The organism is Rhodovulum sulfidophilum DSM 1374 (assembly GCF_001633165.1).
Classification (GTDB): Bacteria; Pseudomonadota; Alphaproteobacteria; order Rhodobacterales; family Rhodobacteraceae; genus Rhodovulum; species Rhodovulum sulfidophilum.
Genome location: NZ_CP015418.1, coordinates 1,688,627 through 1,710,849, shown reverse-complemented (window position 1 = coordinate 1,710,849; position 22,223 = coordinate 1,688,627). Strand labels below are relative to the sequence as shown.

Sequence of the window (22,223 nt, the reverse complement as noted above, 5' to 3'; positions counted from 1 at the left end):
TTCGCAACCACCGCCAGACCCGGGCAAAAGCCCCTGAAACGCCGGTGCCGAAGGCGCGTCCCTGGTCGCAATGACACGCCCCGCGCCGCCCTTCGCCAGTCACGACCACCCTACCTTGTGAAGCCCGCGCCGGTCTCGCAAGATGCAGGAGTCGGATTCCTCCCTGCTCGCCGCGAAAGGCCCCATCGTGACCGACCTTCTCGTCCGTCCGCTTCGCCCCGAAGACATCGCCAGTTGGCGCCGACTCTGGACCGCCTATCTCGATTTCTATGACAGCGCGGTTCCGGCCGAGACCTGTGACATCACCTTCGCCCGGCTGCTGCATGGCGGCGACCCGAACATGGGCTGCCGACTCGCGCTGATCGATGGCCGCGCGGTCGGGCTCGTGCATTTCATCTTCCACCGCCATTGCTGGAAGCCTGAAAATGTCTGCTATCTGCAAGACCTCTATGCCGATCCCGAGGTCCGCGGCCGCGGCGTCGGACGGGCGCTGATCGAGGCGGTCTATGCCGTGGCCGATTCCCGCGGCACGCCCTCGGTCTACTGGCTGACCCAGGAATTCAACGACACCGCACGACAGCTTTACGACCGCATCGGCCAGTCCACAGCCTTCGTGAAATATGTCCGCGGCTGACGCCCCCCGCCGAGGCGGCCCCGGGCCCGCCCGGACGGCGATGTCGCGACACGGGTCACGGATAGGCGGCTTCGTCCTGGCCCTCGCGCTTGCGGGGTGCACCGCCACGGGGCCGGATCTGGCCGCCCGCCATCCACCGGTCCCGACCGACCTACCGCCGATGAAAACCTTCGCCAGCCACCGCGTGACACCGCCCTGGCGCTCGAACGCCACCATCGCCCGGGACTTCCTCGATCTCGCCTTCCGGATGGAAAGCGGGCGCCCCCTGCCCTACATGACCCGGTTCGAGGAACCGATCACCCTGCGCGTCGCAGGCCCGGTGCCACCGGCGGCCGAGCCCGATCTCGCAGCACTTCTGGCGCGGCTCCGCCGCGAGGCCGGGATCGATATCCGCCGCGTTGCAGCCGATGCCGGGGCCAAGGTCACCATCGAGTTCCTTCCCCGGGCGAAGCTTCAGCGACTGGTACCGCAGGCCGCCTGTTTCGTCGTGCCGCGCATCTCGTCCTGGAACGAGTACCGCCGCGGCCGCCGCTCGGACGAGGTCGACTGGACGACGCTGGCCCGCCGCGAGCGGGTGGCGATATTCATTCCCGGCGATGTCAGCCCGCAGGAAGTGCGCGACTGCCTGCATGAGGAACTCGCACAGGCCATCGGCCCGCTGAACGATCTTTACCGGCTGCCCGACTCGGTCTTCAACGACGACAATTTCCACACCGTCCTGACCGGCTTCGACATGCTGATCCTGCGCGCCTATTACGCGCCCGAACTCGGGAACGGCACCACCCGGCAGGAGGCCGAGCGGGTGCTGCCCGGACTTCTCGCACGGCTCAATCCGCGCGGCGGACGAATCGGCGTCTCCGGGCCGCTCCCGCCCACGCCGCGGGCCTGGATCGACGCCATCGAGACCGCGCTCGGGCCCCGGACATCTTCCTCGCGCCGGGTGACGGCGGCCCGCACCGCAATCGAGATCGCCCGCAACCAGGGCTGGCGCGACACCCGGCTGGCCTTCAGTCTGTTCGCCTTCGGTCGCCTGTCGCTCAACCGGAATGCAAGCGAGGCCTCGCTCGCGGCCTTCCTCGAAGCCGGAAAGATCTATGCCGCCAATCCGGTGACGCGGGTGCAATCGGCCCATGTCGCCATGCATATCGCCGCCTTCGCCTTGTCGGGCGACCGACCTCAAAGAGCCATCGCCCTGATCGACGGCCATCTCGCCGATGCTCGCAGCGGCGAGAACGCGGCGCTCCTGGCCTCCATGCTTCTGATGAAGGCCGAGGCGCTCGACATGCTCGGCCGCGATGCCGAAGCAGGCGCCACCCGGCGCGATGCGCTTGGCTGGGCCCGCTACGGCCTTGGCTCGGAAGACGAGATACGGGCCCGGATCGCCGAGATCGCCTGGCTGAACCCGGCCCGGTCCGATTAGGCGGGGCGCGCTTGCCCCTTTCCGAGCGCGCCCGGCGGCCCTATCCTTGATCCATGTTTCTGCCCTTCTTCCAGACCCTCCGCACCTGCGGCATCCCGGTCTCGCTGCGCGAGTATCTGAGCTTTCTCGACGGCATGAAGGCCGGGCTCGTCACCTATGACCCCGAGGGCTTCTACTATCTCGCCCGCACCGCGCTGGTGAAGGACGAGCGCCAGCTCGACCGCTTCGACCGGGCCTTCGCCGAAAGCTTCGGCGGGCTCGAGCAGATCGATCCGGGCGAGGTGCTCGAGGCGCTCGAGCTGCCCGAGGACTGGCTGCGCAAGCTGGCCGAAGGCCATCTCAGCCCCGAGGAGCGGGCCGAGATCGAGGCCATGGGCGGGTTCGACAAGCTGATGGAAGCGCTCAAGGAGCGTCTGAAGGAACAGAAGGAGCGGCATCAGGGCGGCAACAAGTGGATCGGCACCGCCGGAACCTCGCCCTTCGGGGCTTACGGCTACAATCCCGAGGGGGTCCGGATCGGTCAGGACGAAAGCCGCCACCGCCGCGCGGTCAAGGTCTGGGACCGCCGCGAGTTCCGCAATCTCGATGATTCGGTCGAGCTTGGCACCCGCAACATCAAGGTGGCGCTGAAACGGCTGCGCCGCTGGGCCCGCGACGGCGCCCGCGAGGAGCTCGACCTCGACGGCACGATCCGCGCGACCGCCGACCGCGGCTATCTCGACGTCAGGACCCGGCCCGAGCGGCACAATGCCGTCAAGGTGCTGCTGTTCCTCGATGTCGGCGGGTCGATGGACGACCATATCCGGGTGGTCGAGGAGCTGTTCTCGGCCGCGCGCGCCGAGTTCAAGCATCTCGAGCATTATTACTTCCACAACTGCCTTTATGAGGGCGTCTGGCGCAACAACCGGCGCCGCTGGGACCGGGTCACGCCGACCTGGGAGGTGCTGCGGACCTACGGGCCCGACTACAAGTGCATCTTCGTCGGCGATGCCAGCATGTCGCCCTACGAGATCGCCTTCGCGGGCGGCGCCAACGAACACTGGAACGCCGAGCCCGGCCAAGTCTGGCTGGAACGCGCCCGTGCGCAATGGCCCGACCACCTCTGGATCAACCCGGTGCCCGAGCAGCATTGGCAATATACCCAGTCGATCGGCATGATCCGAGAGATCTTCGAGGACCGGATGGTGCCGATGACCCTCGACGGGATCGAGCGGGGAATGAAGTCGCTCGGGTAGTAGCCTGCGATCCGCTGCCGCGGTTCCGGACCGAAGTGCGGGCCTTCCCCTGTCCGAGGGCCCCTGCCGCTTCAAGGCACCAGAGCCGCCGGTCCTTTTCCCTCGCTGATTTGCAGCGTCGAGACCGGCCGATGCATCCGAGTCGCTTCGCCACCACCACGCGGAGTGCAGGGCCAACGAGATTGCGCGGTCCGCCACCAAAAAGAACCAGGCTCGAACCGCGGGCCTGCCAAGCGGCTAGCCGTCCGGGAGCAAGGGCATGCGGCCAAGCGACAGGAAGACAGGCGCCGGGTGCCGTGATCAGTCACGGCTCGATTGCAGCGCAGACCGGAAACCACCGGAAACGTGTGTCGTGCCTACGGGCGCCACCGCCGGACGGGAGCACGAAACCGGCCGGGCGCCATTGCGGCGCCAAGCAAGCCCTCGTGTCAGCCGCGGGTGCGATGCCTGCCGGGCACAGAACGTCTCCCTGCCGCCTCTCAGGGATTGTGCCCGCAGCCCGCTAGCAAGCCGCTGAAAAAACGTCTTGCGGCGACCATTGTCGTCAGATTCACCGGCCCCCAGCACGAAGAGCTCCGTACAACGCAACGAGAGAAACCGTGAATGGGGTGTTCTGATACCAACGCCTTCGTCGTATGACTTTTTCAGCGACCTGCTAGGTGGTCGCGCATGCCCCGGAAACGCACGCCTGCACACCCGGGCCGGACGCCCGCACCCCGCGTGCCACAGCAACCGCCCCGGGGGGCACCGCATATGAAAAAGGGCCCGCAAACGCGGACCCTTTTCGGAACGTCGGAGCCTTGGGCCTCAGGCCTGGGGCTCGAAGCCCATATGCGTGCCCATCGCCACCATATCGGCCAGCATCCTGGCCGCAGCGTCGACCAGATCGGGATGGGCGTCACGGGCGGCCGCGCGGGCCTCGGCGACCATCTCGTCGATCATCTCCTGGGTCACATCCTCGACCGGATGCGAGCGCTCGGCAAGAACCGTGGCGCTTTCGGCGGTGATCTCGGCGAAACCGCCGGTGACGATATATTTCCGCGATCCGGACTCGGAGAAGACCTCCAGCAGGCCGGGGCGCAGGGTCGTGATCAGGGGCGCGTGCTGGGGCATCGCAGTCAGGTCGCCCTCGAAGCCCGGGATGACGACCGAGGTCGCCTTTTCCGAGGCCACGCGGCGTTCCGGCGCCACCAGATCGAATTGCATCGTGTCGGCCATGTTGCCTCCTTGCAAGCAGGCTCCGGGCGGACGAACCGCCCGGAGCCGAAACCCCTATCAGGCCGCGTCGGCCGCCATCTTCTCGGCCTTGGCAACCACCTCGTCGATGTCGCCCACCATGTAGAAGGCGGCTTCGGGCAGGTGGTCGTATTCGCCGGCCACGACCGCCTTGAACGACGCGATGGTCTTTTCAAGCGGCACCTGGACGCCGTCCGAACCGGTGAAGACCTTCGCCACGTCGAAGGGCTGGCTGAGGAACCGCTGGATCTTCCGGGCGCGGGCCACGGTCAGCTTGTCCTCTTCCGACAGCTCGTCCATGCCGAGGATGGCGATGATGTCCTGCAGCGACTTGTAGCGTTGCAGGATGCCCTGCACGTCGCGCGCCACCTGGTAATGTTCTTCGCCGACGACGGCCGGATCGAGGATCCGCGAGGTCGAGTCGAGCGGGTCCACCGCCGGATAGATGCCGAGTTCCGAGATCGCACGCGACAGAACGGTGGTGGCGTCGAGGTGGGCGAACGAGGTGGCAGGCGCCGGGTCGGTAAGGTCGTCCGCGGGCACGTAGATCGCCTGAACCGAGGTGATCGAGCCACGCTTGGTCGAGGTGATGCGTTCCTGCAGCGCGCCCATGTCGGTCGCCAGCGTCGGCTGGTAGCCCACGGCCGAGGGAATACGGCCGAGAAGCGCCGACACCTCGGACCCCGCCTGGGTGAAGCGGAAGATGTTGTCGACGAAGAACAGCACGTCGGTGCCGGACTGGTCGCGGAACTGCTCGGCCAGCGTCAGGCCGGTCAGCGCGACGCGGGCCCGGGCTCCCGGCGGTTCGTTCATCTGACCATAGACCAGCGCCACCTTGGATTGCGACAGATCGTCGATCTTGATGACGTTCGACTCCATCATCTCGTGATAGAGGTCGTTGCCTTCACGGGTCCGTTCGCCAACGCCCGCGAACACCGAATAGCCCGAGTGCACCTTGGCGATGTTGTTGATCAGTTCCATGATCAGAACGGTCTTGCCCACACCGGCGCCGCCGAAGAGGCCGACCTTGCCGCCCTTGGAATAGGGCGCCAGCAGGTCGATGACCTTGATGCCGGTCACGAGGATATCGGACGAGGTCGACTGTTCGGCGAATTCAGGCGCCGGCTGGTGGATGGCACGGGTTTCCGTGGCATGCACCGGGCCCTTTTCGTCGACCGGCTCGCCGATCACGTTCAGGATGCGGCCGAGGGTGGCATCGCCCACCGGCACCGAGATCGGCTTTTCCAGGTCCGTCACCTTGGCGCCGCGCACGAGACCTTCGGTCGCGTCCATGGCGATGGTGCGCACGGTGTTTTCGCCGAGGTGCTGGGCCACTTCCAGCACCAGCCGCTTGCCGTTGTTCTCGGTTTCAAGCGCGTTCAGAATTTCGGGCAGGTGTTGGTCGAACTGAACGTCGACCACGGCGCCAATCACCTGAGTGACCTTGCCTACAGCATTTGCCATGTCGTTTCTCCGGTTCCGTTAGAGCGCCTCGGCGCCCGAAATGATTTCGATCAGCTCCTTGGTGATCGCAGCCTGACGCGAGCGGTTGTACTCGAGGTTCAGCTTGTCGATCATGTCGCCCGCGTTCCGGGTCGCGTTGTCCATGGCGGACATCCGCGCGCCCTGTTCGGAGGCGCCGTTCTCGAGGAGCGCGGCGAAGATCTGGGTCGCCACCCCGCGGGGCAGAAGCTCGGCCATGATCTCGCCCTCGGTGGGTTCGTAATCATACATGGTCGAGCTGTCCTCGGGTTCGTCGAAGACGGCCGGGATGATCTGCTGGGCGGTCGGTTCCTGGGTGATCACCGACTTGAAGCGGCTGAAGAAGAGCGTCGCGACATCGAACTCGCCCGCCTCGAAGCGGCCGATGATGTCCTGACAGATCTCGCGCGCATTGCCGTAGCGGATGCGCTTGACCTCGCTCAGATCGACATGGCCGACGAAATGGTCGCCAAGGTCGCGTTTCAGCTGCTCGCGGCCCTTGCGGCCCACGGTCAGGATCTTGACGGTCTTGCCCTCGGCGATGAGGTCCTGCGCCTTGTGGCGCGCCAGACGCACGATCGACGAGTTGAAGCCGCCGCAAAGGCCCCTCTCGGCCGTCATGACGACCAGGAGGTGCACCTTCTCGGAGCCGGTGCCGACGAGGAGTTTCGGCGCATTGGCCGCCCCCGTGGCCGAAGCCGCGAGTCCGGACATGACCTTTTCCATCTGCGCGGCATAGGGACGCGCATTCTCGGCGGCTTCCTGGGCGCGGCGGAGCTTGGCCGCCGCGACCATCTGCATGGCCTTCGTGATCTTCCGCGTCGACTTGACGCTGGCGATCCGGTTCTTGAGGTCCTTGAGGCTAGGCATCTATCCCGATCCCATCCACGCTCAGGCGAAGTTCTTGGCGAATTCGTCCAGCGCGGCGCGGATCTTGTCCTCGAGCTCGCCCTTCACCTTGCGGTCGTTGTTGGTGATGTCGTCCAGCAGATCCTGCTTCTTGCTGCGCAGGAAGTTCAGCAGGTCGGACTCGTAGCGGGTCACATCCTTGACCGCGACCTTGTCGAGATAGCCCTGCGTCCCGGCGAAGATCACGCAGACGATCTCGGCATTGGTCAGCGGCGAGTATTGCGGCTGTTTCATCAGCTCGGTCAGGCGCGCGCCGCGGTTCAGCAGCTTCTGGGTCGAGGCGTCGAGGTCGGAGCCGAACTGGGCGAAGGCCGCCATCTCGCGATACTGCGCCAGTTCCAGTTTCACCGGGCCGGCGACCGATTTCATCGCGTTGGTCTGGGCCGAGGAGCCCACCCGCGACACCGACAGGCCGGTGTTCACGGCCGGACGGATGCCCTGGTAGAACAGGTCGGTTTCCAGGAAGATCTGACCGTCGGTGATCGAGATCACGTTGGTCGGGATATAGGCCGACACGTCGCCCGCCTGGGTTTCGATGATCGGCAGCGCGGTCAGCGACCCGGCGCCGTGATCCTCGTTCATCTTGGCCGAACGTTCCAGCAGGCGGGAGTGCAGGTAGAACACGTCGCCCGGATAGGCTTCACGCCCCGGCGGACGGCGCAGCAGCAGCGACATCTGACGGTAGGCGACGGCCTGTTTCGACAGATCGTCATAGATCATCAGCGCGTGGCGGCCGTTGTCGCGGAAGAATTCGCCCATGGCGGTCGCGGTATAGGGGGCGAGATACTGCATCGGCGCCGGGTCCGAGGCGGTGGCGGCGACGATGATGGAATAGGCCATCGCGCCGGTTTCCTCGAGCTTCTTCACCAGCTGCGCAACGGTCGAACGCTTCTGGCCGATGGCGACATAGACGCAGTAGAGTTTCTTGCTCTCGTCGTCACCCGCGGCTTCGTTGTAGGTTTTCTGGTTCAGGATGGTGTCGAGCGCGACGGCGGTCTTGCCGGTCTGGCGGTCGCCGATGATCAGCTCACGCTGGCCGCGGCCGACCGGGATCATGGCGTCGACCGATTTCAGGCCGGTGGCCATCGGCTCATGCACCGATTTGCGCGGGATGATGCCCGGCGCCTTGACGTCGCCGATGCGGCGCTCGGTGGTCGCGATCGGGCCCTTGCCGTCGATCGGATTGCCCAGCGCGTCGACCACGCGGCCCAGCAGCGCGTCGCCGCAGGGCACGTCCACGATCGAGTTGGTGCGCTTGACGACATCGCCTTCCTTGATGGCGCGGTCGGAACCGAAGATCACGATGCCGACATTGTCGACCTCGAGGTTCAGCGCCATGCCGCGGATACCGCCCGGGAACTCGACCATCTCGCCCGCCTGGACGTTGTCGAGGCCATGGACACGGGCAATGCCGTCACCCACCGACAGCACGCGGCCTACCTCTGCAACTTCGGCCTCCTGACCGAAATTCTTGATCTGCTCCTTGAGGATCGCAGAGATCTCAGCTGCTTGGATACCCATTTATCCGACCTCTTTCATGGTGTTCTGGAGTGCACTGAGGCGCGCGCGGATCGAGGTGTCGATCATCTTCGAGCCCAGTTTAACGATAAGGCCGCCGATGAGGCTTTCATCGACGGAAGCATTGATCTTGACGTCCTTGCCGGCGTTCTGCTTCAGCGCCGTGGCCAGGGCCTTGCGCTGCGCATCGCTCAGCGGCCTGGCCGAAACGACCTCGGCGCTGACTTCGCCCTTGGCCTCGGCGATCAGCGCGCGAAGCTCCGTCACCATCTGCGGCAGCACGAACAGGCGGCGCTTGGAGCCCATCAGCTGCAGCGTATTGGACAGAACCTGCCCCAGCCCCATTTTCGACGCAATCGAGCCGACTGCGCGCGATTGCTGATCCCGCGAATAGACGGGCGACGAAATCAGGTCACGAAAATCCCCGCTTTCGAGCAGCGCCGCGTCGAGCGCATCGACATCGGCCTCGAGTGCGGGAATGGCATTGGCTTCCTTGGTAATCTCAAACAGCGCGGTGGCATAGCGCTTGGCAATGCCGGACGAAATCGAAGCTGGTTCGGACACGTCAACCCTTCCGATGTCTTAAGGCCCCTCGCATGCCCGTTAAAGACCCGGACGGGGCAGATCAAGCGGCGCGCCCTCACGGGCACGCTCTGAAATCGGCGTGGGTGTAGCAGAGGAGGATTGACCTCGCAACCGCCTAGAACGGCAGAATGTGACGCGCACGCCACAGCTCCGGCACATACCCGGCCCGAAACCCCGGACAGCCTCCGGCCCCGGGCCGCGTCGGATGGCCGAAGCAGCCCCGAACCGGGCGCAGAACGCCATATCCGCTGGGCTCTCAGGCCGGTTCGGCGCCGGGCTGGGGCAGCGCGTCGAGAATGCGCAGCGGGCGCGGCAGCCCGTCTTTCGTCGGCAGCCCGGTCGGCCGATAGACCCGTTTCGTCGCCTCGACCATAAGCACTCCGCCCGCATAATAGGCAGACATGCGTTGCCCCGCATTTTCCCAAATGGACGCGGTTTTAAGCCAGAATCGCCTGGAGGTCGGGGGCGAGAAAAGCGCGGCCCGATGCGCTTCGGGTTCGAAACCGTGCTGACGCAATTGCGCCTCGAGCTGGCCGGAACTGTAGGGGCGGCCGAATCCGAAAGGCGTTCCGTCGCGTCGCGCCCAGAGCCCCGACCGGTTCGGCACGATGAAAAGCGCCCTGCCCCCGGGCCGCAGCACCCTCAGCGATTCTTCCAGCACCGCGGCCGGATGCTCGCTGGTCTCGAGCCCGTGCAACAGGATCAGCTTGTCGACGAACCCGTCGGGCAGCGGCCAGGCGGTCTCTTCGCAAAGCAGCGAGACATTCTCCTCGCCGGCCGGCCAGGGCATCACCCCCTGCTGGCCCGGCATCAGCGCCACCACCCGGCGGGCGCTGGTCCGCAGCGGCCGCAGCAGCGGCACCGCGAAGCCGAAGCCCGCCACCGTCTGCCCCTTGGCCGCGGGCCAGATCTCGCGCACCTGTTCGCGGATTGCCCTCTGCGCCACGCGCCCCAGATTGGTACGGTAGTAGAAGTTCCTCAGGTCCAGAACGTCGAGATGCATTGCCGCCTGCGCTGCCTCCGGGCTTCGGGCCTCGGAACGCAAGAATAACCAAGACGGACGAGAATGCCATGCCCTTAGAAATCGTCACCGTGCCCTGTCTCGACGACAACTACGCCTACCTGGTCAAGGGCCCCGGCGGGGCCGTTCTGATCGACGCGCCCGAGGCCGGTCCGATCGCCGCTGCGCTCGAGACCCGCGGCTGGGCGCTCGACACGATTCTGATCACCCATCACCATCACGACCATGTCGAGGGCGTGGCCGAGCTGCGCGCGCGCTTCGGCGCCAAGGTGATGGGCCCGGCGGCCGAAGCCGACCGGCTGCCACCGCTCGACCGGGCGCTGTCCGAGGGCGACCGGGTCGGCGAAGGCCCGATTGCGGCCGATGTGATCGCGGTGCCGGGCCACACGCTGGGCCATGTCGCCTATCGGTTTGCCGCCGGGGATGCGGTCTTCACCGCCGACAGCCTGATGGCGCTGGGCTGCGGCAGGCTGTTCGAGGGCACGCCCGCGATGATGTGGGACAGCCTGAAGAAACTTTCCTCGCTCCCGCCCGAGACCCTTGTGTTCTCGGGCCATGAATATACATCCTCCAATGCCCGCTTCGCCCTGACCGTCGAGCCCGGCAATGCCGCGCTTCGCGCCCGCTCCGAGGAAATTGACAGACTGCGCGCCGAGGGCCGCCCGACAGTTCCGGTACCGCTTGCCGTCGAACTCGAGACGAACCCGTTCCTGCGCGCCGACCGGCCCGAGCTGAGGAAGGCGCTCGGCATGGAAACCGAAGGCGACATCGAGGTCTTTGCAGAGATCCGCGCGCGCAAGGACCGGTTCTGAGGCCCGCGCCGTGGCGGCGGGCCTGCCGAAAAACCGGGCGATCTGGGGACGGTGTCCAGGTTTTGAACAGAAAAAACTTGAAGCAGGCCAACAAACACCAAAACTTAATCCTAAGGAGCAAAGGTAGAGGGACGGCAATGCCCGCCTCTGCCACAGAAGGAAAGGAGCACGTCCCGTGCCTTCATTCTCAAACACTCTCGAGCAAGCCATTCACGCTGCGCTGGCCCAAGCCAATGCGCGTCGCCACGAACTCGCCACTCTCGAACACCTTCTCCTGGCACTGATCGACGAGCCCGACGCCTCCAAGGTGATGAAGGCCTGCTCGGTCGATCTCGAGGAGTTGCGCAAGACCCTTACCGAGTTCATCGAAGACGAACTGGCAACGCTCGTGACCGATATCGAAGGCTCGGAAGCGGTGCCAACGGCCGCGTTCCAACGGGTGATCCAGCGCGCCGCGATCCATGTCCAGAGCTCGGGCCGGACCGAGGTCACCGGGGCCAATGTGCTGGTCGCGATCTTTGCCGAACGCGAATCGAACGCCGCGTATTTCCTACAGGAACAGGAGATGACGCGCTACGATGCCGTCAACTTCATCGCCCATGGCGTCGCCAAGGACCCGTCCTTCGGCGAACATCGCCCGGTCACCGGCGCCTCGGAATTCGAGGAGGAGCCGCAGGCCGGCGCCGCGCAGCCCGAAGGCGGCGAGGCAAGGGAATCCGCACTGGCCAAGTATTGCGTCAATCTCAACGCCAAGTCGCGCAAGGGCGATATCGACCCGCTGATCGGCCGCGACCAGGAGGTCGAGCGCTGCATCCAGGTGCTGTGTCGTCGCCGCAAGAACAACCCGCTTCTGGTGGGCGACCCGGGCGTCGGCAAGACCGCCATCGCCGAAGGGCTCGCGCGCAAGATCGTCGGCGGCGAGACGCCCGAGGTGCTGTCGAAGGCCACGATCTTCGCGCTCGACATGGGGGCGCTCTTGGCCGGCACCCGCTATCGCGGCGATTTCGAGGAGCGGCTGAAAGCGGTCGTGACCGAGCTTGAGGATCACCCCGACGCGATCCTCTTCATCGACGAGATCCATACCGTGATCGGCGCGGGCGCAACCTCGGGCGGGGCCATGGATGCCTCGAACCTTCTGAAACCCGCGCTGCAGGGCGGCAAGCTGCGCTGCATGGGCTCGACCACCTACAAGGAGTTCCGCCAGCATTTCGAAAAGGACCGCGCACTCAGCCGCCGGTTCCAGAAGATCGACGTGACCGAGCCCTCGGTCGAGGACGCGGTCAAGATCCTCAAGGGGCTCAAGCCCTATTTCGAAGAGCATCACGAGGTCAAATACACCTCCGACGCCATCAAGTCGGCGGTGGAACTGGCCGCGCGCTATATCCATGACCGCAAGCTGCCCGACAAGGCCATCGACGTGATCGACGAGGCCGGCGCCGCCCAGCACCTGATCGCCGAAAGCAAGCGCCGCAAGACCATCGGCCCCCGCGAGATCGAGGCCGTGGTGGCCAAGATCGCCCGGATCCCGCCGAAGAACGTCTCGAAGGACGATGCCAAGCTGCTGAAGGATCTGGAAACCACCCTCAAGCGCGTGGTCTTCGGTCAGGACAAGGCGATCGAGGCGCTCTCGGCCTCGATCAAGCTGGCCCGGGCCGGTCTGCGCGAGCCCGAAAAGCCCATCGGCAACTACCTCTTCGCCGGCCCCACGGGTGTCGGCAAGACCGAGGTCGCCAAGCAACTGGCGTCCAGCCTCGGGGTGGAACTGCTGCGCTTCGACATGTCGGAATACATGGAGAAACATGCCGTCAGCCGTCTGATCGGCGCCCCCCCGGGTTATGTCGGTTTCGACCAGGGCGGGATGCTGACCGACGGTGTCGACCAGAACCCGCATTGCGTCCTGCTGCTCGACGAGATCGAGAAGGCGCATCCGGATGTGTTCAACATCCTGCTGCAGGTGATGGATCACGGCAAGCTGACCGACCATAACGGTCGGCAGGTCGATTTCCGCAACGTGATCCTGATCATGACCTCGAATGCGGGGGCCGCCGAACAGGCCAAGGCCGCCATCGGCTTCGGCCGCGACCGGCGCGAGGGCGAGGATACGGCCGCCATCGAGCGGACCTTCACGCCCGAGTTCCGCAACCGGCTCGATGCGGTGATCTCCTTTGCGCCGCTGCCGAAAGAAACCATCCTGCAGGTCGTCGAGAAATTCGTGCTGCAACTCGAAGCCCAGCTGATGGACCGCAACGTCACCATCGAACTGACCCGGCCCGCCGCCGAATGGCTGGCCGACAAGGGCTATGACGACAAGATGGGCGCCCGCCCGCTGGGCCGCGTCATCCAGGAAACGATCAAGAAGCCGCTGGCCGAAGAGCTGTTGTTCGGCAAGCTCGCCAAAGGCGGCGTGGTGAAGGTCGGTGTCCGGGATGGAGAAATCGACCTGAAGATCGAGGAACCGGAGAAACGCCGCCTCGACTCTTCGAAGAAGCCGCCTCTTCTGACGGCGGAATAAGCGCCAGAAAGGCGCCAAGCCCAACCATGTTCCCGCGGCGGCCCCACACCCGCCGCGGGTTTTCCTTTCCCGCACAGCCCACCGCCATTCCTATCCCCGCGGCAAGCCATTAGCCCGCGCAACAGGCCTTTATTCGCCACATGCGATGGGTACGGCCCTTCTGGCTCCGGACGAAACACGGCCCAGTTGAAACGCCGATCCAAGGCTGCCCCGCTCGTCCCCAAAAAGCGGTCGGAAAAAGCAGGCGCGCCCTCCTACTGCCGGGTCGCCAGCCCGCTCCGGCCGAAAGTGGCATTTCCCGGGCGATGCTGCGCAATTCAGCATTCGTGCTGAACAGCCCCTTCAACTGCTCGTTCGGGCGATGGCTTCGATTTCCGCCCTGCCTGGGGCGTTGAAGAGCCTCACGATGGAAAGGCAGATCAGGATTTCGGCGCTCTGGCCGACAGGGAATCGGAACAGGGCCCGCTCGTCGAAGCGCTTGCGGTACGACATCCGGGCCTCGAGCCGGTTTCGAACACAACCGTCGGCCCCCGCCTTCCGGAGGAACAGTCCGAGGAGCCGCGCCGCACGCAGGACCTCATTTCGCGGCGCGGCGTTCTCCGCCATTGGTCCATTGAAAATGCCAGGCGCCGCCGCACAGCCTTCCTTCCAGGCGCGTCCGTTTCGCCGGAGCGGACATAAGGGCATGACGGCGATTGGCCCGAAGGAAGCCCGAGCGGCTCGGCATCCACCGCGATGATCGCGGCATGGCATCGTCATGTGTCAAAGGTGCCATGCCGCAGGAACGAGAGCGATCTTTTCGCGCCGGTGAATATGCGCCATCAACTCCGGCAGCAGAAGTCTGCCCCGTGGCAGCGCGATTTGACCTCGACCGCCCCTATGCCGCCGGTCGCAGGGTCAATGCCAATGAAGACCTTCAGCCATTGCCTCCGGCGGAAGGCGCCATGCCTTCAAGCCAGCCATCCGCTGTTGCCGCGGACGCGAATGCCGGTGCTGTCGACCAAAGCAAGGCTGGGGGAATGCAGGAAACCAGCGCTCCGTTTCCCATCAAGCCCCTAGAACATTCATAACGATAGGAACTCCACCATGAAGCAAACAGTGCTTCGGCGGGGCTTTGCCACGCCTCCGGGAAACTGCCGGAATTAATGGCTATGAAGGTTTAAAAGCCTTGGCCTGCAAGGCTTCAGGAGGCCTGACAGGCCTGGACGGAAAAATGGTGCCCCCAGAGAGATTTGAACTCCCGACCTTCGGTTTACAAAACCGCTGCACTACCGCTGTGCTATAGGGGCAACGCCGCCTCTCCTATCATGGCGGGACGCGACCGCGCAAGCGGCGGCCGCGGCTCAGCGATTGGCGCGCGCCAGAAGCCCGACCGCCACCAGCCCCACCAGACAGACCAGAAGCGCCGCCGGCGCGGCATCGGCCAGGTTCTCGAGGCTGGCCTTGTCATAGACCCGCGTGGCGAGGGTGTTGTAGTTGAACGGCCGCAGCAGCAAGGTCGCCGGAAGCTCTTTCACGCAATCGACGAAAACCAGAAGCAGCGCGGTGCCGACCGAGGTCCGGATCAGCGGCAGATAGACCGCGGTCAGCGTCCCGCGCGCGCTGCGACCGAGCGAGCGCGCCGCCATCGGCAGGCTCGGGGCGATCCGCCCCATCGCCGCATCGGCCGCCCCCTGCGCGATGGCAAAGAACCGCACCGCATAGGCATAGACGATGGCGAAAGCCGAGCCGGTCATCAAAAGCCCCGGATCGACGCCGAAAAGCCCGACCCAGGTATCGGCCAGCGCATTGTCGGCGGCCGCCATCGGGATCAGCAGCCCCACCCCCAGCACCGCGCCCGGCGCCGCATAGCCGATGGTCGTGACCGGCAAGAGCAGCCGCGGCAGCGCCCGGCCGGTCAGCCGCACGCCATAGACCAGAAAAAGCCCCGCAGCGACCGTCAGCACCGCCGCGATACCGCCGGCGCTGAGCGTGTGGATCAGTGCCCGGACCAGCCCCGGATCGGCCCAGCCTCCGCTATTGGCCAGAGCATGGCTGAGGATCACGCCCACGGGCAGCACGAAGCCGGTGGCGACCGGCAGCGCGCAGGCGGCGGTCGCCGCCCAGCCCGCGGCCCCCTCCAGCGGCACCGGCACCAGCGGACGGTGATGGCGGCCCAGATTGTGAAAGCGCAGATTGCGGCGGCTGACCTTCTCGAGCGCAACCAGCGCAAGGATCACCGCCAGGATCACCCCCGCGATCTGCGCCGCGCCTCCGGCATTGCCGCCCTCGAGCCAGACCGAGAAGATGCCGGCGGTCAGGGTCTGGACCGCGAAATACTCGACCACGCCGAAATCGTTGACCGTCTCCATCATTGCGATGGCCGCGCCCGCGGCGATGGCCGGACGCGCCAGCGGCAGCCCGACCCGCCAGAACAGCGCCAGCGGCCCCGCGCCCAGCGCCCGGGCGACCTCATAGGACGCGCCCGACTGTTCGCGGAAGGCCGCCCGCGACAGCAGATAGACATAGGGATACAGCGCCGCCGACAGCACCAGAACGGCCGCCCCGCGCGAGCGGATCTCGGGGAACCAGTAATCCCGTGCGTTGTGCCAGCCGAAGAGCGTCCGAAGCCCGGTCTGCACCGGCCCGGCATATTCGAGGAAATCGACCAGCGCATAGGCGCCGACATAGGCCGGGATCGCCAGCGGCAGCAATAACAGCCATTCGAGCCAGCGCACGCCGGGAAAGCGGTACATCGAGACCAGCCAGGCCGCCCCCGCCCCCACCGCCGAGGCCAGCACCGCCACCCCGGCCATCATCGTGACGGTATTGCCCAGATAGCGCGGCAGCGTGGTCGAGATCAGATGCGGCCAGATGTTCTCCTCTGGCGTCAGGGCCAGAACCAACACCGACAGGATCGGCATGAGCACCAGGGCCGCAATCACCAGTGCGCCCAGCGACCATGGGTCGGGCCGCAACCGGACCCGGCGCAGCGGGCTTAGTCGAGCGATTTGGTCAGACATGCCGCCTTGGGTAGCGCAAAGCGCAAATCCTGTCCAGAATGCGCAACCCGGCCCAGGCGCGGGCAAGCCCCCCGGGGCTTGTTACGACGGCCTGTCCCGGCGACGTTTCAGGTTCCATCTGAGGAAGAAGACCGGCCGACCCGAGACGGCGCTCCGGCCAGCGCCCCGACCGGCCGACCCCGACCTGACGAAAAAGCAAGGGCGCCGCCGCAGCGCGAGGCGGGGGCGGTTCTCCGCCCGCGCGGCCTCAGGCCATGCCCAGCGCTTCCTTGTAAAGCTCGAGGATCGCCTCTTCCTCGGCGATGTCCTCCTTGTCGCGCTTGCGCAGCGAAATCACCTTGCGCATCACCTTGGTGTCATAGCCGCGCGCCTTGGCCTCGGCCATGACCTCCTTCTGCTGGTCGGCGAGATCCTTCTTCTCGGCCTCCAGCCGCTCGAACCGTTCGATGAACTGGCGCAGCTCGCCGGCGGTGACGCGGTAGCTACTGTCGGCGGAGCGGGTATCGTCCTGCTCGTCCTCGATCTCCATCGGGCCTGTGTCCTTCTGCTTGCTCGGGGTCCTGACGTAGCGAAGGCCCTTGCGGGCCGCAAGACCCTTGCGCGCAAGGAACGGTTCGACTAGGCGCGGGGGCGCCAATCGAGCGAGGAGACTGCCATGGAAGCTTTGATCTGGGCCGGGGCGGCCGTGTCGGTGCTGGGTCTTGCGGGCATCTTCTGGTGCATCCGCGACATGCTGGGCGCGCGCAACAGCGGCCTGCCCGAGCCCGAGATACGCGCCCGGCTGCAGAAGGCGGTGGCCAAGAACATGGCCGCGCTGGCGCTTTCGGCAATCGGCCTGATGATGGTCGTCGTCGGCATCATGCTGGGCTGAGCGCGCCCCGCCCTGGCGCTACCGCCGAGGCCAGCTCGCGCCCGTTCTTGATCGTTTCGGCAAGCAGCGGATCGAGGTCCCAGATCCCGCCACGCGGGCGCTCGGCGGCCAGCGCGCGCAGGGTCTTGCGCACCGACAGCAACCCGGCCTCGTCGGCCGCCCGCATCGGCCCGCCACGCCAGCGCGCGACCCCGAGCCCATGGACCGCCGCCAGGTCAAGCTCGGCCGCAGAGCTCACGCCGCCCCGTCTCAGCAGCGCCGCCCCGGCCTGAACCATCCCGGCCAGCACCCGGGCCTGGATCTCGGCCTCGGCAAAGTCCCGCAACGTCCCGACCGCCAGGACCTCGCGCGCGGCGGCGACAATCTCCGCGACCTGGGGATCGGGCTCGGCCGCCCCGCCCGCAACGTAGCGGTAATAGCCCCGCCCGGCCAGATACCCCTCGCGGCCCTCGCGCACGAGCTGACCGAGGATCAGCACCGGCCGCAGTTCGGGATCGTCGCCCCCGGGCTGACGGCGACGCAGCGCCAACAGCTGCGACAGCCCCAGCCGGTCGGCCATCCGGTAGGGGCCGAGCGCCATGCCCCAGGCCTCCATCGCCGCATCGACCGCAGCCGGCGCGGCCCCGGCCTCGACCATTCCATCGGCCGCGTCCAAGGCCCCCAGCAACAGGACCAGCGACGGGCTTTCGCGCTCGGCGACCAGCACCAGCCGTTCGAGCCGCCGGGCCAGCGCGCCGAAGACCGCGACCGGGCGCGGGCCGGTGCGGGGCGAGCGGATCACCTCGGCCAGACGACAGCCCGGCACCGCCTCGGGCAGGTGAAACCAGACCGTATCGGCCTCGCGTCCGGCCGGGGCGCCGAGGGCCGAGGGGCTCGCCGGCCCGCCGGTCGCCGCCAGCACCGCCCCGGGCGCGGCCACACGGGCAAGATCGGGAAACCGCGTCTGCCGATCGCTCATCGTTCCGGAACCGGCCTCGATCATCGCGTCGCATCCGGTCAAGGCCGAGGGCCCCGGACCTGCCGACAGCCGCGAGCGGTACCGCACCCGCGTCGCCTCGTCCCAGCCCGCCGTCAGCCGCGCCGCGTCGAGCAGGGCCTCGATCTCGACGAGCCCGAGGCCGAGCGTCGCCGCATCCGGCGCGCCCAGCCTGACCGAAGGCCCGGCCGTCAGCAGCGCCGCCCCCAGCGCCGCCGCCTGCGGCCCCCAGCCCCAGATCCCGACCCGGCGCGGCGCGGGCCCGGCTTCGGCCCAGTCGCGCGCGCGCGCCGTCAGGGCCTGCTCGGCCTCGGCGAGATGGCACAAGGCGCGATGGACGGCACTGTCGCGGCAGTCCTCGACCGCAGCCTCCTCGAAGGCCAGCGCCGCCTCGGCAGGCATCATCGCCGCGGCCTCGACGCAGTCGAGAACCGCCCGCCTTGCCCGAACCGCCCCTTCGGGGCCGGTCCCGGCACGCAGCCGTTGCAACAGCGCCTGCAGCGCCCGGAATTCCGGCATCGGACGCGAGGGCGCCGGACGCGGACCGGCACCTTCGACCAGAAGCCCCAGCACGAAGCGCAGCCCCGCCGCATCCAGATCGCCGTCGACCAGCGCGTCGAGGAGCCCCGCCTGCCGCGTGCGGCTGGCGCCGAGCGGCCGCGCCGACAGCATCAACTCGAGCGCCGTCACCGGATCGGTCAGACGCGGCAGCCGCGACGTGGTTCCGGCCTGCGGCGGCAGCCCCAGCGCGATATCGGGCAGGCACAGCGCGGCCGTGCGCGTGGCCACGCGATAATGGCAGGCAAGCGCCAATTCGCAGCCCGGCCCCGTGGCAGGCCCGGGCAGCAAGGCGACCACCGGCACCTCGGCCGCATCGATCCGCCCGCAGATCGCACCAAGCGGGGCCGCCATTCCGGAGGGCGCGGGAGATGCACCGGCCGAAAACACCGTCCCCCGCGCGGCGATCATCACCGCCCGCGTAGATCCTGCGGCAAGAGCTGCGGTCAGACCGGCATCCAGCGCATCGCGCAACGGCGCGGTCAGGACATTGTCGGGCGGCGCGTCCAGAACCAGGCGCACCACACCCGGCGCCGGATGCTCCACCGCCAAGAGAGGCGCCATTCTTCGATCCCCCGTCCGTCACGGTTCCGGAGCGGCGCGACCGCCCGGACCAGAATTCATCCGGCGACCATTAGGGGGCGCTCCGGCCCGAAACGCAACATCCCGCCGCGACCGGACGACCGCAAGCGGCGCCGGAACGGCGAGGGCTCAAACCGGCATGTCGTCGTAGAGATCGTCCGAGCCGTCATCCTCGAGCTCCCGCTCGAGCCGCAGGATATCTTCGGGCACGGGCATGCCGAGCGCACGCAATTCGGCGATCTTGCCGCGCAGTTCCTCCTGCAGGACGTGACGGTCCTCGGGCCGCTTCTCGATCTCCTCGAGGATCAGTGCGATCCCTGCCTTGAGCTGTTCGAACGCCATCCCTGTCTCCCTGTCCTGGTTGTGCAGGCTTGCGCGGCCTCATGGGCCTGCCCATCCTGCTCGTCGGCCGCGGCAGACGCAGCCGCCCAGGGGCTGCAGCAGCCCTTGGTGCGCAACTGCCGGCCGACCTGGCTGGCCACGGCTCTGCTGCTCAGAAGGCTCTCGATCCGGGCCCGGATCAGGGCGCGGGTTTCGTCGGGGGCGGCGCTGTTGGAAAATGCTGGCATACGGCTGTGTCGGCTCGTTTGGCTCATCGGACGGTTCCTATACAGCGGCCCCTATCGGGCGCAGATGCGGCAAAATGGCGTTGCGAAACCCGCATCCGGCCGCCCTTCCGCGACCCCCTCGCCGCAGCGCACGCAAAAACCGTAACCGCCGCTTTCGATTCGCGCGAGGGCTGCACGGACCGGACGAAACCCGGCCCTCCCCCGACGGTCCAACCCCTGCAACACCTCATCCTCCTCACGCTCAACCACAAGTTCAACCCGGCCCCTGGATTGGCGCAGGTCGCGGTTCAGTCCCGATATCGTGGAGCCACCCGCCCCAGCCTGGTCCGCCGCGTCGGAAACCGGCGCTTGCGGTAACGCCGCCTCGCCATGGTTCGCCATGCTTAGACCGCAGAATGCCCGGCCAGAGGCCTGTGACATCATGGCGAAAAACCGGCATTGACACATATCAAACCGCGAAGGACCGCGCATTGCGCCTCGGCCGGAAAGCCGCGATTGTGGGCTGGAACGATTCCACGAAAAGAGGGGGCGAACCGCCATGGCAGAAGACATGAACCGCAATGCCGAGGGGCTGGATCTGCCCCCGATGATGTGGCTGGACAAGGAATTCGCCGCAGCGCCACAACCCGGGATTGAAACCCTGGCGGTGCTGGCACAGGCAGGTTTCCGCTCAGTGATCTGCAACCGGCCCGATGAAGAGGTCGCGGCGGACGCTTCGGCAGCCGCGATGGAAGCGGCGGCCCGGGCAGCAGGTCTCGGCTTTGCCGCGATCCCGGTGCGCCATGCGCCGATCACGCCCGCCATGATCGCGGCGCAGACCGAGGCGATGGGCGCGCTTCCCGGCCCGGTCTTCGCCTATTGCCGGGCCGGCTTCCGGTCTTCGGTGATCTGGGCGCTGGCCCAGGCCGGGCGGAAGCCGACGGCAGACATCATGGCCGCGCTGGAACGGGCGGGTTTCGCCATGCCGGGCCTCGAGGCCCAGATCGAGGAGCTGGCGACCGCGCGCTGATCCGGCCCCGCTTTTGTTGCCGCCCTATCGCCGTCAGGCCGACACGGAGGGAAAATCCTCGGAAAGGTCGAGCGGCGCGGCGCCGAACCCGCCCCCATCGAGGCCGTTCTCAAGCGCATTCTCGAGATCGCTGTCGAACCCCGCCGGATCGAAGGGAAAATCCTCTCCCCCTTGATCGAGCCCGTCGGCCGGGAGCCCCTCGGCGGCGAAATCGAAACCGCCGGCGTCGTCCAGACCGCCCCCCGCTTCGCCCATCGGCAGGTCGGAACCGGGCAGACCGGAGGCGGCCAGCGCGCCGATCTCGGCGGGGCCGGCATCGAAGGCCGACGCATCGGCCTCGCCACTTTCGGTGTCGAGCTTGACCGCCCGGTCGCCATGCGCCTGCCCCAGCCGTCCGCCCGCGATCGCGACACCGCCCGGCCCTTCGAGTTGCACCGCCCCCAGCGCCGCGGCTGGCAGCGGGATCAGATCGCCCGGGCGGAACCGCGCGATGGCCGCAGCCGAGACCCGGCTGCGCCAGAGCACCGCGTTGAGGGTGAGTTCGGCGCCGAGAACGCCCGCGCGCAGCGCCTCGGGCCAGGGCCGCGCGACATTTTCGGCGGTTCTGGGGCGCAGGACCGGCGCCGCCTCGGGCAAGGCGATGATCAGCCCGCCCGCGCGACCGCGCCCGGCCACCAGCCTCAGCCGGTAAAGCCGGTAGCGTCCGGCTGCCATGATCAGCGGCACATGGCGCGGATCGTCGATCCGGGCACCCTGGGTATAGCCGGAGGCCCAGTCGACACCATCGGCCTCTTTCATGGCCCGGCCGAAACGGTCGAGGACAGGATCGGTCAGATCGGCCAGCACCGCCGCATCGGTCGCGGTCAGCGGCCGGTCCGGCGGCGCGGTTTCGGACAGGAACCCGATCAGCCGCCATTCGAGCAGCGCCAGCGCCAGCTCGGAGGAATAAACCACAAGGCCGAGCCGCCCGTCGGACGTGCGCAGTAGGATCGGCAGCGAACCCGGCCCGATTTCCGCCTGGATCTCGGGCAGCCCTGCCCTGTCGGCCTTGCACTCCTCGACCAGGGCGGTCAGCCCGAAGGAATCGCGCATGGCCCGCGCCGTTTCGAGCCTGAGCGCGGCCGCGCCGTTATTGCCGCCGCCCCGGCCGCCGCCCAGCGACACCCGGTCTTCGCCGAGTATGCGTCGCAGGATTGCATGATGTCCGTCTTCCGCCATGTCGCGTCCGTTCTCGATCGCCGTTCCCGATGGGTTCTCCCCGGTGATAAACCGGTCAAGGTTTAGAAAGGGTT

Annotated in this window: 19 protein-coding genes and 1 tRNA gene; 7 read left to right on the top strand and 13 right to left on the bottom strand. The window is 67.2% G+C overall.

The window, feature by feature from the left end; translation table 11 throughout:
* Positions 1-187: 187 nt before the first annotated feature.
* Genes A6W98_RS08090 through A6W98_RS08080 form a run of 3 tightly spaced genes read left to right on the top strand, consistent with a single transcriptional unit; the run spans position 188 to position 3,289 of the window.
* Positions 188-634 carry a GNAT family N-acetyltransferase gene (locus A6W98_RS08090; RefSeq protein WP_406678855.1) on the top strand — a complete coding sequence of 149 codons (447 nt, stop codon included), beginning with the start codon at positions 188-190 and terminating at the stop codon, positions 632-634.
* A 40-nt stretch (positions 635-674) separates the two neighbouring features.
* On the top strand, positions 675-2,054 hold the full coding sequence (locus A6W98_RS08085; RefSeq protein ID WP_042460077.1) for a DUF2927 domain-containing protein: 1,380 nt from the start codon (positions 675-677) through the stop codon (positions 2,052-2,054).
* Positions 2,055-2,107: 53 nt separating this feature from the next.
* Positions 2,108-3,289, top strand: coding sequence for a vWA domain-containing protein (locus tag A6W98_RS08080; protein WP_042460073.1), 1,182 nt, complete (start codon positions 2,108-2,110; stop codon positions 3,287-3,289).
* Between the two features lie 807 nt (positions 3,290-4,096).
* On the opposite strand, the gene A6W98_RS08075 is transcribed toward A6W98_RS08080, so the two are convergent.
* From A6W98_RS08075 to A6W98_RS08050, 6 genes are all read right to left on the bottom strand, one after another.
* Positions 4,097-4,507 (bottom strand): F0F1 ATP synthase subunit epsilon, encoded by a 411-nt coding sequence (locus A6W98_RS08075; protein WP_042460070.1) that lies wholly within the window; start codon positions 4,505-4,507, stop codon positions 4,097-4,099.
* 57 nt (positions 4,508-4,564) lie between these two features.
* Positions 4,565-5,989 carry a F0F1 ATP synthase subunit beta gene (gene atpD, locus A6W98_RS08070; RefSeq protein ID WP_042460068.1) on the bottom strand — a complete coding sequence of 475 codons (1,425 nt, stop codon included), beginning with the start codon at positions 5,987-5,989 and terminating at the stop codon, positions 4,565-4,567.
* 18 nt (positions 5,990-6,007) lie between these two features.
* Positions 6,008-6,877, bottom strand: a complete 870-nt coding sequence (locus A6W98_RS08065) for a F0F1 ATP synthase subunit gamma (protein ID WP_042460066.1) — start codon at positions 6,875-6,877, stop codon at positions 6,008-6,010.
* Between the two features lie 21 nt (positions 6,878-6,898).
* Positions 6,899-8,437, bottom strand: a complete 1,539-nt coding sequence (gene atpA, locus A6W98_RS08060; protein ID WP_042460065.1) for a F0F1 ATP synthase subunit alpha — start codon at positions 8,435-8,437, stop codon at positions 6,899-6,901.
* Positions 8,438-8,998, bottom strand: a complete 561-nt coding sequence (locus tag A6W98_RS08055) for a F0F1 ATP synthase subunit delta (RefSeq protein WP_042460062.1) — start codon at positions 8,996-8,998, stop codon at positions 8,438-8,440.
* 277 nt (positions 8,999-9,275) lie between these two features.
* The gene (locus A6W98_RS08050; RefSeq protein ID WP_042460059.1) at positions 9,276-10,022 is read right to left on the bottom strand and encodes a class I SAM-dependent methyltransferase; all 747 of its coding nucleotides are present in this window, start codon (positions 10,020-10,022) and stop codon (positions 9,276-9,278) included.
* A 68-nt stretch (positions 10,023-10,090) separates the two neighbouring features.
* Here A6W98_RS08050 and gloB point away from each other — a divergent pair, with 68 nt between their 5' ends.
* Together gloB and clpA are read left to right on the top strand one after the other, a co-directional pair.
* Positions 10,091-10,852 (top strand): hydroxyacylglutathione hydrolase, encoded by a 762-nt coding sequence (gene gloB, locus A6W98_RS08045; RefSeq protein WP_042460056.1) that lies wholly within the window; start codon positions 10,091-10,093, stop codon positions 10,850-10,852.
* 175 nt (positions 10,853-11,027) lie between these two features.
* A complete protein-coding gene (gene clpA, locus A6W98_RS08040) occupies positions 11,028-13,364 on the top strand; it encodes an ATP-dependent Clp protease ATP-binding subunit ClpA (RefSeq protein WP_042460054.1) in 2,337 nt (778 codons plus the stop codon).
* A 342-nt stretch (positions 13,365-13,706) separates the two neighbouring features.
* Here clpA and A6W98_RS08035 read toward each other — a convergent pair whose 3' ends face one another.
* From A6W98_RS08035 to A6W98_RS08020, 4 genes are all read right to left on the bottom strand, one after another.
* Complete coding sequence (locus A6W98_RS08035; protein ID WP_052677979.1) at positions 13,707-13,970, bottom strand: hypothetical protein; 264 nt, start codon at positions 13,968-13,970, stop codon at positions 13,707-13,709.
* Between the two features lie 608 nt (positions 13,971-14,578).
* Positions 14,579-14,653 (bottom strand) — tRNA-Thr (locus A6W98_RS08030).
* Positions 14,654-14,707: 54 nt separating this feature from the next.
* Entirely contained in the window at positions 14,708-16,366 is a 1,659-nt protein-coding gene (locus A6W98_RS08025) for an ABC transporter permease (protein WP_042460051.1), read from the bottom strand.
* Between the two features lie 247 nt (positions 16,367-16,613).
* The gene (locus A6W98_RS08020) at positions 16,614-16,895 is read right to left on the bottom strand and encodes a DUF2312 domain-containing protein (RefSeq protein ID WP_042460048.1); all 282 of its coding nucleotides are present in this window, start codon (positions 16,893-16,895) and stop codon (positions 16,614-16,616) included.
* A 126-nt stretch (positions 16,896-17,021) separates the two neighbouring features.
* Between A6W98_RS08020 and A6W98_RS08015 the strand changes: the two genes are divergently transcribed.
* Complete coding sequence (locus A6W98_RS08015) at positions 17,022-17,237, top strand: hypothetical protein (RefSeq protein WP_042460044.1); 216 nt, start codon at positions 17,022-17,024, stop codon at positions 17,235-17,237.
* Here the strand turns inward: A6W98_RS08015 and A6W98_RS08010 are convergent.
* A complete protein-coding gene (locus A6W98_RS08010) occupies positions 17,224-19,335 on the bottom strand; it encodes an enoyl-CoA hydratase/isomerase family protein (protein ID WP_042460040.1) in 2,112 nt (703 codons plus the stop codon). The genes A6W98_RS08015 and A6W98_RS08010 overlap by 14 nt on opposite strands.
* 147 nt (positions 19,336-19,482) lie before the next feature.
* Entirely contained in the window at positions 19,483-19,695 is a 213-nt protein-coding gene (locus tag A6W98_RS08005; protein WP_042460038.1) for a hypothetical protein, read from the bottom strand.
* A gap of 765 nt (positions 19,696-20,460) precedes the next feature.
* Between A6W98_RS08005 and A6W98_RS08000 the strand changes: the two genes are divergently transcribed.
* Positions 20,461-20,931: a protein tyrosine phosphatase family protein gene (locus A6W98_RS08000; protein ID WP_231098403.1), complete on the top strand. Its 471-nt coding sequence runs from the start codon at positions 20,461-20,463 to the stop codon at positions 20,929-20,931.
* A 33-nt stretch (positions 20,932-20,964) separates the two neighbouring features.
* Here A6W98_RS08000 and A6W98_RS07995 read toward each other — a convergent pair whose 3' ends face one another.
* Positions 20,965-22,149 (bottom strand): FliM/FliN family flagellar motor switch protein, encoded by a 1,185-nt coding sequence (locus A6W98_RS07995; RefSeq protein WP_042460035.1) that lies wholly within the window; start codon positions 22,147-22,149, stop codon positions 20,965-20,967.
* Positions 22,150-22,223 lie beyond the last annotated feature (74 nt).

Bases quoted from the DNA above. Each gene is read 5' to 3' on its own strand.
- A6W98_RS08085 (WP_042460077.1), top strand. From the start codon at position 675: ATGTCGCGACACGGGTCACGGATAGGCGGCTTCGTCCTGGCCCTCGCG.
- A6W98_RS08080 (WP_042460073.1), top strand. From the start codon at position 2,108: ATGTTTCTGCCCTTCTTCCAGACCCTCCGCACCTGCGGCATCCCGGTC.
- A6W98_RS08075 (WP_042460070.1), bottom strand. From the start codon at position 4,507: ATGGCCGACACGATGCAATTCGATCTGGTGGCGCCGGAACGCCGCGTG.
- atpD (WP_042460068.1), bottom strand. From the start codon at position 5,989: ATGGCAAATGCTGTAGGCAAGGTCACTCAGGTGATTGGCGCCGTGGTC.
- A6W98_RS08065 (WP_042460066.1), bottom strand. From the start codon at position 6,877: ATGCCTAGCCTCAAGGACCTCAAGAACCGGATCGCCAGCGTCAAGTCG.
- atpA (WP_042460065.1), bottom strand. From the start codon at position 8,437: ATGGGTATCCAAGCAGCTGAGATCTCTGCGATCCTCAAGGAGCAGATC.
- A6W98_RS08050 (WP_042460059.1), bottom strand. From the start codon at position 10,022: ATGCATCTCGACGTTCTGGACCTGAGGAACTTCTACTACCGTACCAAT.
- gloB (WP_042460056.1), top strand. From the start codon at position 10,091: ATGCCCTTAGAAATCGTCACCGTGCCCTGTCTCGACGACAACTACGCC.
- A6W98_RS08035 (WP_052677979.1), bottom strand. From the start codon at position 13,970: ATGGCGGAGAACGCCGCGCCGCGAAATGAGGTCCTGCGTGCGGCGCGG.
- A6W98_RS08025 (WP_042460051.1), bottom strand. From the start codon at position 16,366: ATGTCTGACCAAATCGCTCGACTAAGCCCGCTGCGCCGGGTCCGGTTG.
- A6W98_RS08020 (WP_042460048.1), bottom strand. From the start codon at position 16,895: ATGGAGATCGAGGACGAGCAGGACGATACCCGCTCCGCCGACAGTAGC.
- A6W98_RS08015 (WP_042460044.1), top strand. From the start codon at position 17,022: ATGGAAGCTTTGATCTGGGCCGGGGCGGCCGTGTCGGTGCTGGGTCTT.
- A6W98_RS08010 (WP_042460040.1), bottom strand. From the start codon at position 19,335: ATGGCGCCTCTCTTGGCGGTGGAGCATCCGGCGCCGGGTGTGGTGCGC.
- A6W98_RS08005 (WP_042460038.1), bottom strand. From the start codon at position 19,695: ATGGCGTTCGAACAGCTCAAGGCAGGGATCGCACTGATCCTCGAGGAG.
- A6W98_RS08000 (WP_231098403.1), top strand. From the start codon at position 20,461: ATGGCAGAAGACATGAACCGCAATGCCGAGGGGCTGGATCTGCCCCCG.
- A6W98_RS07995 (WP_042460035.1), bottom strand. From the start codon at position 22,149: ATGGCGGAAGACGGACATCATGCAATCCTGCGACGCATACTCGGCGAA.